Raw genomic sequence first — 15441 nt, 5'->3', positions numbered from 1 at the left:
TAGATTGTTCTCTCCCTTTTATATTCTTAATTTAACGGCAATGTCCATTTAAAAGTACTTCCTTCATTATATTTTGATTCTACCCAAATCCTGCCATTATGCTGTTCAATTATTTTTTTACAATGTGACAAACCTATACCTGTTCCCTGATATTCATTACGATTATGTAATCTTTTGAAAATTACAAAAACTTTATCGGTATCTTCTTTTTTGATTCCGATACCATTGTCAGCGACAGAAAACACCCATTTTTTATCTTCCATTACTGCTGTTATTTTTACTTTTGGGCTGAATTCTCTTTTTCTGAATTTAATAGCATTACTGATCATATTTTGAAATAACTGCCTCATTTCGGTAGCATTAGCTTCAATTTTAGGCAAGTTTTCATATTCTATCACTGCATTACTTTCGTCTATGCTGCTTTTCATATCCAAAACTACTTCCGATACAATTGTGTTGCAATCTATTATACTTGTTTTTCTTTCTTTTCCGATTCTGGAATAGTCTAAAAGTCCTTTTACCAATAGCTGCATACGGGAAGTGGAACTACGAATAAAAGTTAAATAATGTTGTTGATCTTCATCCAGTTTTCCTGCTAATTCTTCTTCTAATAATTCTGAACAGTGACTCACAGTGATTAACGGCTCTTGTAAATCATGGGATGCGATATAGGCGAATTGCTCCAGCTCGGTATTTTGAAATTCTAATTTTCTATTTTTGGTAAGCATTTCATCCTGCATGTGTCTTCGTTCATTAATATTTCTCAATGTCCCTTCAATGTTTACCGGAAACCCTTGTTCATCATATAAAAGATGTGCATTTATGGAGAAATATACAGGATTTCCTGAAGAGTCATATAACTGTACATCAAAATCAGAAATATGACCCTGTGTTCTTAATTTTTTTAATAATAATTCTTTATTTTTTTTGTTTGGATAATAATCAAAAACCGAAGTGCCCATAAATTCCGAGCGAGGAATCTGAAAATTCTTTTCAAACGATGGGCTCACATCAAGCAGAATTCCGTCAATAGTCGTTTTCATATAAATATCCTGGAAATTTTCATAAATGGATCGAAATTTTTCCTCACTGACTTTTAGATTTTCTTTGGCTTCAATTTTATCAGTTATATCACGGATAGAACCAACAATGTACTCAGGCAAGTTATTTTCATCATAAATAATTCTTGCATTGATTGAAACAGTATACAATTTAGAATGCACTACTATTTCTACATGATAATTCTTTATTTCTCCAACACTATTAAGTTCTTCGAGTATATATAGCCTATCATCAAGATTATGATAAAAATCTCCAAAATTACTGCCAATAACTTCTTCTTCTTTGATATTAAAATAGGAGCAAGAAGGGCTAATGTCAATTATTTTCTGATCTTTTACAGATGCTCTAAAAAAGACATCATTAACACTCTCAAAAATAGTTCTGTATTTTTTTTCGCTTTCCTTAATTTTTTCATTTGCTAATGCTATTACCAATTCTGTTTTTTTTCTTTCATTAACATTACGCATAGTTCCTTCTACAAAGGCAAGTTCGCCCTCGTCGCTGTATCGTAACTTGGCATTTATTGAAAAGTACAAAATTTCTCCCTTAGAAGTTACAAAGCGTTGTTCAAAATCATTAACTTCTTTTTCTTTAATAAGGGTTTGATAAAATTTGTCAGATTCAGTACGATCATAACAAAAGTCGTTATAGTTTTTACTGATTACTGATTCCCGACTCAAATCGAAATATTTTTCTACTGATGGACTGATTTCTAAAACAATACCTTGTAAATCCCTTTTAAAATAAATATCTTCAAAACTTTCATAGATAGATCTGAATTTTTCTTCACTCAATTTTAGATTTTCTTCTGCAAGTCTGCGCTCTGTAATATCTCTTATAGATCCTACTGCAAATTCAGGTTCATCATTCTCGTCATAAATGATTTTAGCATTAATTGAGACATAAAACAATTTTCCTTTTATTATTATTTCATTGTTAAAATCAATAATTTTTCGTTCGGTAGCCACCTCATTAAACATCAATCGCATTTGAGGCTTGTTATTATATATGATTGACATTTTTTGTCCAATCAGTTCTTCTCTGGTAATACCATTGAAATACCTGCATGATGGACTTACATCCAATATCGTTTTGGTTTTCAAGTCTGTTTTGAAAAATACATCCTGAACACTCTCAAAAATTATACGATAGTTTTCTTCGCTTATTTTTAGATTTTCTTCAGCCACTCTTCGTTCAGTAATGTTTCTCAAAGCTCCTACTAAATATTCAGGTTTGCCCTGTGCATCACAAATTAATTTAGCATTAATAGATACATAATAATGTTGGTTTTTTATAATTATTTCATTGTTATAATCACTAATCTCATGTCCAGAAACTATTATTTCTGCCATTTGTTTTAATTGTTCAACATCCGGATATATATTATAGATCGATTGCCCAATAAGCTCTTCTCTTGTAATGCCATTGAAATAGCTGCATGACGGGCTTACATCTAATATTATGTCCGTTTTTAAATCAGTTTTAAAAAAAACATCCTGAACATTTTCAAACAGGATACGGAAGTCCTGTTCACTTTTTTTTATTTTTCGATGTTGTTCTCTAATTAATAATTGATTTTCTTTCCATTCATCCAGACAACGAACAGAACCTTCAAAATGGGATATCTTTTCTTTTCCTTTTGAAATTATTTTTGCAGTCATCGCAAAAGAACTAACCTGTCCATTTTTTTTCATCAACTCAATCTCGTAATCTTTCACTTCGCCATTTGCCAGTAGTTCCTGTTTCAGTTTTTTTCTGTCATCCGGATTAACATATAAATCTCCCATATTTATGGAGAGCATTTCTGTTCTTGTATAGCCCAGATAATCGTAAATAGAGGGACTAACTTCATAAAGATCACCTTCAAGAGTAGACATAAAATATACATCCATAATGTTCTCAAAAAATGATCGGAATTTTTCTTCGCTTATTTTTAGATTTTCTTCGGCAAAATGATTTTCAAATGATTTCGATAAAATATTAGCAATGGCTCCTAATAAATCCATTTCTTCCGATAAATAACTATCAACACACTCTTTTTCTTTGCAACAGCCTATCTCCAGAATACCATATTCCTCTTTATTGAGTATTATATTTTTCCGGGCATTCCAATATGTTTTTTTGTCTTTGGCAATGTATTCATGTCCCGGGATAATGATTCTGCAATTGGTATTTTCCGGAAATTGAAATGCTTCCGGAATTATTTTTACACAGCTGGCAATGATATCAGTCATTGAAAGTGCATTATTGCTGTTAATTTCGAAAATATTCTGTAAACATGTTATCTCTTTTATCCGCCCGTTTAAAATACGGTTATTTTTTTCTAATTCTATTTCGTTTAATTTCTGTTTCGTTGCATTGATAGAAATTGTACTTATCCCAATAATGGTGCTGTTTTTATCCATTATAGGTGATATGAAGTTATTCCAATAATCTCCAAGATGATTTTCTTCTTTATCCTCTTCTATATGTATATTTCCGTTTAGAACAGATTGGTAAATTTTCATGGCATCCTTTTGTACTTTAGGATCCTTAATATATTCAAACAAATTACCTCCAGTTTCAATCTCAAAACCGTATAAGTTTCTCACATTATCTTTGTGAGTTGAGTTAAAATTGATATAATTAAAGTTAGTATCCAAGGTAAATATACTGATGCCATTTGGACTTTGGATAGTAGCTTCCAAAATGTTTTTTTCAATATTAAGTTTATATTCGCTTTCACCTAATTTGTTGGCTTTGTTACGTTTTTCTTCCAGGGTGCCGTATAGAAACATTATGGAAACTAAATTAACAAAAAGAAATAGCTGCAACATAAAATAGCTATGAATCCAATAGTTATTGACAGGTTCATCCGAATACACGGATGTACAATATAACGAAATGATAGTTACTATTAAAGCTACGAAGGTTATGGCTTTCAGGTCAAATCGATAAGCAGCCCATATAAGGAAAAAAAAGATAATAGACTCATTTTGTACATTGCCCGTAAAAACAAATATTGAGGTAGCTGTTGTAAGTAAAGTCAATACAATAGCCTCTATTTTTTTACTTGAAGTCCACTTCGTAATTTGTTGCTTTTTGTATAGCCAGGAAAGCACAAAAGGGGTAAACAGAATGGCTCCCAAAATATTAGATCTAAACAGATTACTCCAAATTGCCATGAAATTGTTCATATTGACATAGGGAGTGACTGCAAGTGAAACTATACCAAGAGATACACTAATGAAACCTCCAATCAGACAAGCAAAAGTGAAATATAATACATTTATTCCTTTGTCAAAAGGGTACTTAGTTTTGCACCACAACTGGGTTAAACGGGATACGACAATAGCATTTAAACCAATAATGAGCGGTCTTAAAACACAAAAAGACAAGGGTTTAACTAATTCCTCAAAAGTTGCAGCACCTCGAAGATAGGGTTGAAATGCCAACAACGAAAATATGAAACTTCCCAATAGTACGCCAAATATCGCCTTTCTTCCTAAAATAATCAATGCGGCTATGCTAAAACCGACGGCAGGGAAAAAGGGAGCTATATTTATTTCAGGAACAAATGAAAATCCGGAAGCTTTCGCAATGATAATATATAAAATTGCGGTCGTAATGGTAATTTTTATTTTAGAATTCAAAAAAGGTAGTTTATGATATTCTCCTTCATTTTCTTTTACATTCATCTTTGCTTTTTTTTTGGGGAATTCGCTATATTCTCAGTTAGTATTTAAAATACAAAATGATATTATTTCTTAATTGTTATTTTATTGAAATTTGAAAATCACAGTAAAATTACGGGAATATAATTCATGCATTTTATCGAATAAATCTGCATTTTGGCGGTGCAAATTTAATACCAAATCTTTATATTCCAATTTTTTTTAGTCATTATTATTTTTACAAAACACTCATTAACAACTAAATAGACTTAAAAAACATAATTACAAGAAAAGTTGCGCTTAATTTTTCAACACGGTACAAAAATGCTTTCACATTTCATTGTTTGACAAATTTAAATGGCATTTTTTAATACTCAGATTATTCCTAACGTTAAGGTAAGAAGATTTTTAGACTTTGAGGCTTCTTTATTTATTAAAAACAACTTTTTTAATTGACTGATTGTTTCTTATTTGATTATGAGATGAGTATGTTATTTATCCAGATGTCTTTTTGTAATGCTATTGTTTTGTCTCACATATTCAGAAGGAGATATCTTGTAAAACTCCTTAAAGCAGGTGCTGAAATACCCTGCGCCATTAAATCCAACTTTATATGCAATGTTTGCAATGTCAGTTTCACCGGCATCCAGATATTGTCTGGCTCTTTTTAGACGCATTTCGCTGACAAATTCTACTGGTGTCATTTGCGTGAGACTTTTAAATTTTCGGTTAAAAGTTACTCTTGACATATTAATAGTTTTTGCTATGATATCAATGTTGAATTTTGAATCTGTTAAACCATTTTCTACTATAGCAATACTATCTTTTAAAAACTGTTCATCTTTTGTTGTAATAACTATTTCTCCTGGTTCAAGTGTAATTGTTTTTGCATCAGTTTGTAAACTTTCAAATATTTTCTTTCTGTATTTAATTAAATTTTCGATAGAAGCCAATAGAAAATCTGTATCAAAAGGTTTAGTTATATAATAATCAGCTCCATAATTCAATCCTTGAATCTTACTTTCTACAGATAACTTAGCAGTCAATAAAATAACCGGAATATGACTGGTTTCTGTGGTATTTTTTAGAGCATCAAGTAATTCAATACCATCCATTTCTGGCATCATAATATCGCTGATAATTAAATCCGGAAGTTTATTTGTGGCTATTGCAAAGCCTTCGTTTCCGTTTTCAGCTTCTAAAATGCTATAAAATGGCTGTAACTGACTCTTTAGAAAGGACCTCAATTCAGGGTTATCTTCTACTATAAGAACCACAGGAAACTTAGCATTATAATTGTTTTCAACTAGTTGTCTTTCATTGTTTAGTTTGTTAGGAGCGGGGATATTTTTTTGTTTTTCTTCTGACAACTCTAATTTGTAATTGCTATTTTGAAAAACAGGCTTGTTTAAATCTATTTCTATGCAAACTGTAAGACCTTTGTTTTCGTTATTGACGGCATAAATAGTTCCCTGATGCAAATGAACATATTCTTTACAAAGTGCTAAGCCAATCCCGGTTCCTGCAATTTTATTTTTGGCGGTGTCAGTTTCATAATAAAGCTTAAAGATATCTTTAAGATTAGTTTCATCGACTCCGGCTCCCTGATCTGTGACATTAATTTTTAAGATGTGCTTATTTTCTACCTTAAGTTCAACCGTGATATTACTATCATTTGGGGAAAATTTAACAGCATTAGATAATAAATTATAAAGGATAATATCCATTTTTTCTTTGTCCAGATTTACAGGAAGCGTTTCAGAATTGGATAGTGTTTTAATTTTTATATTTTTTTCACGGATTGCCTGAGAAAACAAACTATTGATTTCATTTACAAATGAAACCAATTCTATGGGTTCAATATGGAGTTCTTCATTGCCGCTCTGAACTTTTCTAAAATCAAGTAACTGATTTACAAAACGTACTAACCGATTAGAATTTTTTCGCGCTGTTTCGATATATTCACTTCCTAAATCGCTTAATTGTTCATTTTTTGCAATCTCATTTATAGGGTTCACAATCAAGGTTAGGGGAGTCCTTAATTCATGTGATATATTAGTAAAAAAATTCAGTTTTAATTCGGTCATTTTTTGTTCAACCACAACTTTATTTTGCAATTGAATCATAGAATAAACTATTCTTCTTGAAATTTCCAGCAGAATAATAAAGAGAACTGTATATAAAAAATAAGCCAAATTGGTTTTCCAAAATGGGGGAGTAATCGTAAACGATAAATTCTTTTGAGGAATATTTGCATATAAATCCGTACTTAAACATTTTACTTCGAACTCGTAATCTCCTGGCGGTAAATTGGTAAAGGTTGCTTTTTTCTGATTTTTTACTTCATGCCATGTATTATCCAAACCTTTTAAACGGTAAGCATACAATTGTTTGTTTCCAGATCTGTAATCTAAAACCGTGTAATAAATACTAATTGTGTTTTTAGTATAATCTAACTCTATGTTATTATTGTAATTTATGTCTGCTTTTAAAGAGAATTCCTGAGACTTTACATTTGCATTTTTATTGTTGATCTCAAAATTGGTAAAAACCATTTTTACGGTATTTTTTTGATTTTTTATTTTCTTTGGATTGAAAGTTAAATATCCATTCCTAGAGCCAAAAATCAAATTGCCATTTGACAGCTTTAAACCTGCCGACTCAGAAAATCCGGTTTTTTGCAATCCGTCATTGGAATCATAATTACTAAAGGTCTGATTTAATAAATTGAATTTTGAAATACCATTTTCAGTCGCTAGCCATAAATTTTTCTCATCATCTTCTGCCATACTCAGAATAAAATCACTGGGTAAGCCATCTTTTTTTGCAAAATTTATAAATTTTAAATCATTTCCTTTTTCAATCGCCTGATTAAGTCCGCCTCCCGCTGTCGAAATCCACATTTTAGCTTCTGAATCCTTGTAAATAAATACTACATCATTGCTGCCCAGACTAAATTTATCACTGGAAATCTTTCTATATCTCGAAAATTTTATTTTATCCGGATTGTAATTGTCGGGATCAAAAGTCAGTAATCCATTTGTTGTGGCCACCCAGATTTGGCCTTTATAACCTTCTGCCCGGTATCTTACTTTGCTGAATTCTGTAACCGGATAATTTTTAAATTGATGTATAAAACTAAATTGTCCCTGATTTTCTTCCAGTAAATTGATTCCATTATCATAGGTAGCTACCCAAATACGGCCTTTTTTATCTTCTAAAATAGAATAGATTTGGTTGCTGCTTATACTTTTTGGATTGTTTTGATCTGCTTTAAATTGCTTTAATACATATTGAGAATGTTGTGTGTTGACAGGAGTTGCTTTAAACAGACCATTTCCTTTTGTTCCTAACCAGATATTTCCTTTCCTATCTCCGATGATGGAGTATATATGACCAATTTCATCTGTCTTATAATTGATAAACGGATTTTTCAATTCTTCATTTCCCCGATACACTTTTACTTTCGCTGCTTTTGACGCAAGCCATAATCTATTCTCTTCATCTGCAAAAACAGCTCTGATTTCATTTTCAGATTTAATTTTACTGCCCAGAACTAAAAGATGATGTTCAAAAGTGTTTTTTTGAAAAATAATTTTATTAATACTTCTGTCGTCCGTACTAAGCCAAAGAATTCCTGAAGGATCAAAATACATACTGGAAACAATATTTGAAAATTTCTGATTTTCATCTCCAGGTTTATTCAGAAAGTAATCTAATGTATTGGTTTTCTCGTTGTAATACCCAAATCCACCCCCCTTTTAATTTTATCCAGACCCTGTTGAAATTGTCCTCAAAAAAACCGAAACTATGTTTTAGGTCAAGAAAAGTAGCATCTGTTTGCTGAGAAAAAAAAACGATTCCTTTTTTCTTTTGGATAAACCATAAAAACGCCATGTTTTTTGGGTTCAATCCACAGTATACCTCGACTGTCCTGATAAATTTTATAGATTGGTGCATCAGAAATTTTATCAATTGATTCTATTTTTAAGGTTTTAGTATTAAATGTAATTAACTCACCCGATGAAGTAGTTAGGAATAATAAATTTTCTGTTTTTGATTTTATAATTGCATCTATACTTTTTTTAGCGATAGCAGTTTTCCAATAGCTTTTACGAATTTTATCATAACGAATCAGTACACCTTCATCAGTTCCAAACCAAACATTATTATCCGGTATAATAAGACATTTTATATTACTATTTTTTATTATATTTTTTGTTTGGTATTCCTGACTTTTAGATGCTGTTATATGATCTAATCCCTTATCAGAACCCACCCAAACAGAATTATCCGCGTCTTTAAATAAAAAATTTAAATTATTTGAAGCCAATAAAAAACTTGATTTTTTATTTTGCCAGAAATGTCTGGTTTTTATTTGACTACTTGATTTTTTTTGTATCAGAAAAATACCTTTATTCATAGTTGTCAGCCAAACATTCCCATTGCTGGTTGGAAAAACATTATCAAAATCAATTTTAGTGGTTCCTAAAATGTTTGCGATAGAAAGAAACGATTCGGTGCTTTTGTCGAATCTGTAGATCTGACGATCATAGGCCTTAAGCCATATATATCCGGAAGCATCTTCCTTGATTAACGCAATACGGTTATTATTCAGGCTGCTATTATCGCCGGCAGTTGCTTTGTAAGTAATGAAATTTTTACCATCAAATCTATTTATTCCATCCCAGGTGGCGAACCACATAAAACCTTCCTTGTCCTTCATCGTATAGGCAATGGCATCATGGGAAAGTCCGTCCTCTGTAGAGTAATTTTCTATTTTGCATTTTATCTGCGACACTATTTCATTTGTTGAAATGATGAATAAAAATGTAATTGAAAATTTAATCAATAGAAGTTTTTTCATTACCGATTATAGTTTTTAGTTTTTGGTAGTAAAGTGTTATTTGAGTTTAAAAATAATCTTAAAAACAGAATGAGTCAATCGCAATCCGTGTAAACATGCATAATGACCAAAATTTAAAAGCCGTTATTGTTTTATTAAAATATTTTTGACGCAAGATAGAATTATTATTAAAAAATTGGCATTTAAAATACTGTATTCATAATTTAATTTAACAAAAATAGATATTGATGCTGTTCATTTGTAAGATTTAATAATGTCTATCCAATTAAACAACTTTACTAACCAACCACTTTTTTATGAAAAAACTCGACTTTTTTGTCCTCTTAATTGTAGGGCTATTATTTTTTAATTCATCTACAGCTCAAAATTTTAGTCCTGATATAGTAGTCGATATAAATGGAACAGGAGATTTTACTTCTATACAGGCCGCATTTGATGCAGTTCCGGCAGGCACATCTACAATTATTTATGTAAAACGTGGCTTGTACAACAAAGAGAAGCTCATAGTTCCTGCCAATAAAACCAACATCACTTTGATTGGAGAGAGTAGAGAAGAAACTATTATCTCTTATGATATTTATAATTGTAACGATGGCGGCGATGGTTTGTGTCCGGATGCAAAGGTAGCACTATGGTCAGGCAATAGCAATTTAGTAAAAACTGCTGCAACACTCACTATTATGGCAAATGATTTTAAGGCAGAAAATATAACAATTAGAAATACTGCCGGAGTTGTTGGTCAGGCACAAGCCATAACGCTGCAGACAGACCGGAATGTTTTTATCAATTGTGACATACTTGCGTATCAAGATACAATCTACTTTTGGACAGCAGAAACCTCACGCGCTTATTTTAAATCTTGTATGATTTTAGGCCGTACAGATTATATCTATGGTCGCGGAATTGGAGTATTTAATGAATGCGAAATTAGAAGTTACGGTGGGGCATGGATAACAGCTCCTTCCACAGAAGCAACACAAACATATGGCTGTGTATTTTATAAGTGTAATTTAACATAACAACCTAATAGTCCAAGATTAGGAGATGATGGAATGAAAATTAAATTTGGCCGGCCATGGCATGAATACCCAAAGGTAGCCTGGCTTTATTGTACAATGCCTGTCGAAATTGATCCTTTGGGATGGGGTGACAAATGGAATATGGCTTATTCTGATACTGACACCAGACTCCATTTATACGAATGGATGAATACAGGTGCAGATATGAGTGGCCGAGCCAATTGGGCAGGACTTAGAGCCATGACTGACCAGACCGAAGCCAATTTATACGAACCTAAAATTGTTTTGGCAGGTTCTGATTCTACTACTTCAGTCGCAGGTGAGTTTACAAGTATGACATCTAATACCATGTATGCCGTTTCAAAAATACCTGTTCTTAAAATTCCTTATGGAAAAACTTTAAAACTGCGTGTATATCCTTGGTATAGCTCAGCATCGACTGGAAAGACACTTTGCCTCGCAGATGTTAAAATTCATGGAGTAGCTCTTCCTGCCACAAACTTATCTACCGATGATTTTTCGAAAAACAAATTAAAATGGATCGTAAAAGATGGTTTTATCAGGATAGAAAATGCTCCATCAAATAGTAAATTTACAATTTATGGCATAAGTGGAAAACAAGTACTTAAATCCTCCGTTATTAATGACAATTCATCTCTTGTTGAATTGCCTAAAACCAAAGGTATTTATATTGGTAAAGTTGAATCTGAAAGTGGTACAAAAACAATAAAATTTTTAGTACAGTAAAAAAAATTTATGCCCGACATCTAAATAAAAACCAGATTCAGATCTTCAGAAGAGGATGATCATACATAGTAATAGTAAAAACCTATACAATATACTTTCATATATTGTATAGGTTTTATTTTAGAGTAATTTTGTATCATCCTAAGAATTCTGAAAGCCTTCAAATAAGAAAGTACAAATCGTTGATTCTCAAAAACCTTATGCTTAACGCTATCAATTAGTTAATCTTAACCAAATGTGCCTCAATGCTGGCTCTGTCCGATTCGTATTGAGCAGGAAGTTTTAGGTTTTGTCCCAATTCTTCTAAGCTTTCATCAACCATAAATCCGGGGTTGTCTGTAGCAATTTCAAATAAGACACCGCCCGGTTCCCTAAAATAAAGAGAATGGAAGTAGTTTCTGTCAATCTGTGGTGTAATAGACAATCCGTAAGCTTCTATTTTTTCACGGAAGTACATTAAAATCTCATCATTCTGAACCCTGAATGCCACGTGATGTACAGATCCGTTAGCCACATGGCCTCGTTTTTCTTCTTCCAGTTCTACCAAATCAACAATCGCTGCATTTTCTACCGCTGCTGTTGCATAGCGAAAACGGTTAACGTCCTGATCAATTAATTTATAGCCAAATATTTCGGTTAAAATTGCTGCCGTTGGTTTGATATTGTTCAATGTCAGTGTAATATTGTGAAAACCTCTTGTTGCCACATCTGCTTTTACTTCGTCGGTTTCCCACGTTTTTCTGTTATCGTCAGTTTTAGATTCAATCAATTCTAATTTTAATCCGTCCGAATCTAAGAAAGTAAGGTATTTTTCTCCGAATTTTTCAGACGGTTTATTGTAAATCACATTGTATTGCTCAAAACGTTTCTGCCAGAAATCCAAACTTCCTTTTGGAACAGAATACCCAATTTCTGTTGCCATACCGCTGCCTTTTCTTCCTTGCTGGATTCCTTCGCCCCAAGGGAAAAAAGTTAAGATTGTTCCTGCGCTTCCTACTTCGTCACCAAAATAAAAATGGTACGTTCCCGGATCGTCAAAATTGACAGTTTTTTTGATAAAACGTAATCCTAATATTTTAGAGTAAAAGTCGAAATTGCGTTTAGCATCACCTGCAATTGCAGTAATATGGTGTAAGCCTAAAATTTTATTTTCCATGATTTATATATTTAAATTGTTATTGATTTTCTTTTACAAATTTACCGCTGTTATCCTCCTGCATCGATTAACCTAGATTAAGAAATAAAAAAGGGGCTTTTTTCCAGACAAACTTTAACCAAATAACATTCCGTTTACAGCAATCCCTTGTTTCATAAAAGGGTGGATTTGTTTAGCATATCATAGTGATACGATATATCGTAATTTTATGTTCAGAAAATATTTTATTTTAAAAAACTATAGTCATTCTATAAAAGCCATTTCTTACATTTACGCTTTACCGCATAAAATAGTACGCTTTATGGAAAATCCGAAAGATCAGGCCGAAGTTATGAGGAACAGGCTGCAGGAAAGAGAAAGAGAACAATTGCAGATTTTGTCTATCTGCAAAGCACTTTCAGAAGCTTCAAACCGAAAAGATTTCCATAATGTCATAACCGGTTTAAAACAGCATTTTTTATTTGAAGATTTTATTCTGGCTTCCGCCGAAGAAGGCCAAAAAGACTACCACATATTTTATCAGTTTACCAGTCCGCAGGAATTTTCTAAGGTCTATCCGATTAATGACGGTTTTTTTGACGTTTGTATAGGAACGCCCGAAACCGTTGTTTTTGAATTAAAAACGGTACCGGAGAAAAAAAACAGACTTCCGGTTTATCTGGATTCAGTTCACAATAAAGGTTTCAAGAATGGAATAGGAGTCAGTCTGCCACAGATAAAAGGCAGCCTAAATGTGCTTTTTTTAGTCTTTAAAAACGCTGCCGTTTTCAGCAGGGAATCTAATAGAACTATTCGTGGCATGGCATCGCAGCTTTCGATAACAATCCGGAATATAAAACTGGCAACAGCATTTGAAAGGAATTGGGAAGAATTACAGCTTTTGAAAAATAACTTAAGCGAAAAAAAATCACAAAATATAGCTGTAGAAAATCAGGGTTTTCATGGAATTATCGGAAACAGTGATGCCATGAAAAAGGTGTACGAGTTGATTTCTCAGGCAGCCCCTTCAGAATCGACCGTTTTGATTTTTGGCGAAACCGGAACCGGAAAAGAGTTAATTGCAAATGCCATCCATAAATTGTCATTGGTTGCTAACGAAAAAATGATAAAAGTGAACTGCGCTTCGATTCCCGAAAACCTGATTGAAAGTGAATTATTCGGGCATGAAAAAGGGGCTTTTACCGGAGCTTCAGATTTGAGGATCGGAAAATTTGAACAAGCACATAACGGCACTATTTTTCTGGATGAAATAGGAGAGATGCCATTAGAACTTCAGGGAAAACTGCTTCGTGTACTGCAGGAAAAAGAAATTGAGAGAATTGGCGGTAAAAATACCATCAAAATTAATGTTCGCATAATCGCAGCCACCAACCGATTTTTGGAAAAAGAAGTTGCCGAAGGCCGTTTTAGAAGCGATTTGTATTATAGATTAAACGTTTTTCCGATTGCATTGCCTGCTTTACGCGAACGTGCGGAAGACATTGAAGTGCTGGCTGGTTTTTTCCTCGAAAGGCATTCAATCAAAATCGGAAAAAAAATGAAAGGTTTTTCAAAAAAAGCGCTCAAAAGCATGACCCAGAATGTCTGGCCGGGAAATGTACGGGAATTAGAAAACAGGATCGAAAGAGCTATTTTATTTGCGAACGAAGAGATAATTAAAGAAATGGATTTTCCTGAAATTTTCAGAATCGAAACTCAAAATCCTGAATCAGATTTATATACCAAAACCTTGCAAGAAGTAGAGAAGGAGCATATTCTGAAAGTCGTAAAAAAATGCGATGGCAGAATCTCTGGTCCACAGGGTGCTGCAGTTTTATTAGGTCTTCCCGCAACGACACTGATTTCCCGAATGCAGAAGCTAGGTATTAAAAAAGAACATTTCTTAAGCTGATTATTCGTGCAGTGGGTTTAATTTCCCCTGAAGTAACAGCACATCACTAAAGCAGTATATTATCGTGGTTTGTTTTTATATTTTTATAAATATTGACTTTCTTCGTTTGGGTTCAATATTTTTTGTTTTATGTCCTTTTCCGGTAGTATCTTCGATCAATAAGACTGAACCGGTTCCAAAAATTCTTTTTTCTCCAAGCGAAGTTTCGATTTCTACGCCGCCTTCCAATAAAACGATATATTGGCGGTCAGGCGCATTATGAAAATCGTAATCGTAGGACGGACTCACTTCTCGAAAAACAATAGATTTTACAGGTTCATCATCAGATAAAAAACCGATGTCGCCATTGTTTGTCAACAGAACTTCAAAATCCTCAAAATGACTTTCGCCATTCTTGTCGCTGTATACTCTTGTAATTTGGATCATTATTTTTTAGAAAAAATAAGTGCGTTAGCCGTATCAATTTCGTCCTGACTGATGGTATGGCCCATATTTTCGTAGATTTTTTTGGTCACATCGGCACCCATTTTTTCAAGAAGCGCTTCAGATTGATTCACTCTTTCCACAGGAACATGAAAGTCAGGATCGCTCGTTCCGATGAAAATTGGAGTATCCCCGAAATTCCCGTGATAATGTTCTTCGTAAACCTGATCACCAATTAATCCTCCTGTAAACGCCACGACACCACCATATTTGGCAGCATTTCTGGCAGTAAATTCAAGCGCCAGGCAAGCTCCCTGCGAAAATCCGAGGAAATAAATGTTTTCTTTTTCGATTCCGTTTTGCTGTACGGCAATTAAAACCTGAGCAATAGCATGAAGTGAATTTGAAAATGAAGGTTCATTTTCGGCAATTGGCACTAAAAACGAATAGGGGTACCAGGTTCTGTTTTCTGCCTGTGGCGCGACCAAAGCAAAATCACCAACGTTAAGATATTTAGCAACCGAAAGGATATCATGTGCTCCTGCGCCGCGTCCGTGAAGCAAGATCAAAGCTTTTTTTGCCTCGTTTAAAGGAACGCCTGCTGTAATAGTATCTAAATTCAT

At 33.1% G+C, this 15441-nt stretch carries 8 protein-coding genes and 1 pseudogene; 3 read left to right on the top strand and 6 right to left on the bottom strand.

Annotated features, from left to right (window positions below; all coding sequences use genetic code 11):
* Window positions 1-26 precede the first annotated feature (26 nt).
* The 3 genes from FLACHUCJ7_RS16975 to FLACHUCJ7_RS16965 all read right to left on the bottom strand — a co-directional run bounded on the left by FLACHUCJ7_RS16975 (window position 27) and on the right by FLACHUCJ7_RS16965 (window position 9582).
* Window positions 27-4739, bottom strand: coding sequence for a PAS domain S-box protein (locus FLACHUCJ7_RS16975; protein ID WP_180909739.1), 4713 nt, complete (start codon window positions 4737-4739; stop codon window positions 27-29).
* A 467-nt stretch (window positions 4740-5206) separates the two neighbouring features.
* The gene (locus FLACHUCJ7_RS16970; protein WP_180909738.1) at window positions 5207-8371 is read right to left on the bottom strand and encodes a response regulator; all 3165 of its coding nucleotides are present in this window, start codon (window positions 8369-8371) and stop codon (window positions 5207-5209) included.
* Window positions 8372-8535: 164 nt separating this feature from the next.
* Window positions 8536-9582, bottom strand: coding sequence for a ligand-binding sensor domain-containing protein (locus FLACHUCJ7_RS16965; protein ID WP_180909737.1), 1047 nt, complete (start codon window positions 9580-9582; stop codon window positions 8536-8538).
* A gap of 296 nt (window positions 9583-9878) precedes the next feature.
* Here FLACHUCJ7_RS16965 and FLACHUCJ7_RS16960 point away from each other — a divergent pair.
* Both FLACHUCJ7_RS16960 and FLACHUCJ7_RS25395 read left to right on the top strand, forming a co-directional pair.
* Window positions 9879-10880 (top strand): annotated as a pseudogene (locus FLACHUCJ7_RS16960) (pectinesterase family protein); the annotation flags it as partial.
* 54 nt (window positions 10881-10934) lie between these two features.
* Window positions 10935-11348, top strand: a complete 414-nt coding sequence (locus FLACHUCJ7_RS25395) for a T9SS type A sorting domain-containing protein (protein WP_317170926.1) — start codon at window positions 10935-10937, stop codon at window positions 11346-11348.
* A 217-nt stretch (window positions 11349-11565) separates the two neighbouring features.
* Here the strand turns inward: FLACHUCJ7_RS25395 and FLACHUCJ7_RS16950 are convergent, their stop codons facing one another.
* Window positions 11566-12504 (bottom strand): ring-cleaving dioxygenase, encoded by a 939-nt coding sequence (locus tag FLACHUCJ7_RS16950; protein WP_180909734.1) that lies wholly within the window; start codon window positions 12502-12504, stop codon window positions 11566-11568.
* A 301-nt stretch (window positions 12505-12805) separates the two neighbouring features.
* Here FLACHUCJ7_RS16950 and FLACHUCJ7_RS16945 point away from each other — a divergent pair, with 301 nt between their 5' ends.
* Window positions 12806-14395, top strand: a complete 1590-nt coding sequence (locus tag FLACHUCJ7_RS16945; RefSeq protein WP_180909733.1) for a sigma-54 interaction domain-containing protein — start codon at window positions 12806-12808, stop codon at window positions 14393-14395.
* A gap of 75 nt (window positions 14396-14470) precedes the next feature.
* On the opposite strand, the gene FLACHUCJ7_RS16940 is transcribed toward FLACHUCJ7_RS16945, so the two are convergent.
* Together FLACHUCJ7_RS16940 and FLACHUCJ7_RS16935 are read right to left on the bottom strand one after the other, a co-directional pair.
* Window positions 14471-14821 (bottom strand): cupin domain-containing protein, encoded by a 351-nt coding sequence (locus FLACHUCJ7_RS16940; protein WP_180909732.1) that lies wholly within the window; start codon window positions 14819-14821, stop codon window positions 14471-14473.
* On the bottom strand, window positions 14821-15441 hold the full coding sequence (locus FLACHUCJ7_RS16935) for an alpha/beta hydrolase (RefSeq protein WP_078228049.1): 621 nt from the start codon (window positions 15439-15441) through the stop codon (window positions 14821-14823). The genes FLACHUCJ7_RS16940 and FLACHUCJ7_RS16935 overlap by 1 nt, the downstream gene beginning before the upstream one ends.

The sequence above is a fragment of the Flavobacterium salmonis genome (assembly GCF_903819435.1).
GTDB lineage: Bacteria > Bacteroidota > Bacteroidia > Flavobacteriales > Flavobacteriaceae > Flavobacterium > Flavobacterium chungangense.
Note: the sequence above shows the minus strand (reverse complement) of the source record. Positions and strands in the feature narration are given on the sequence as shown.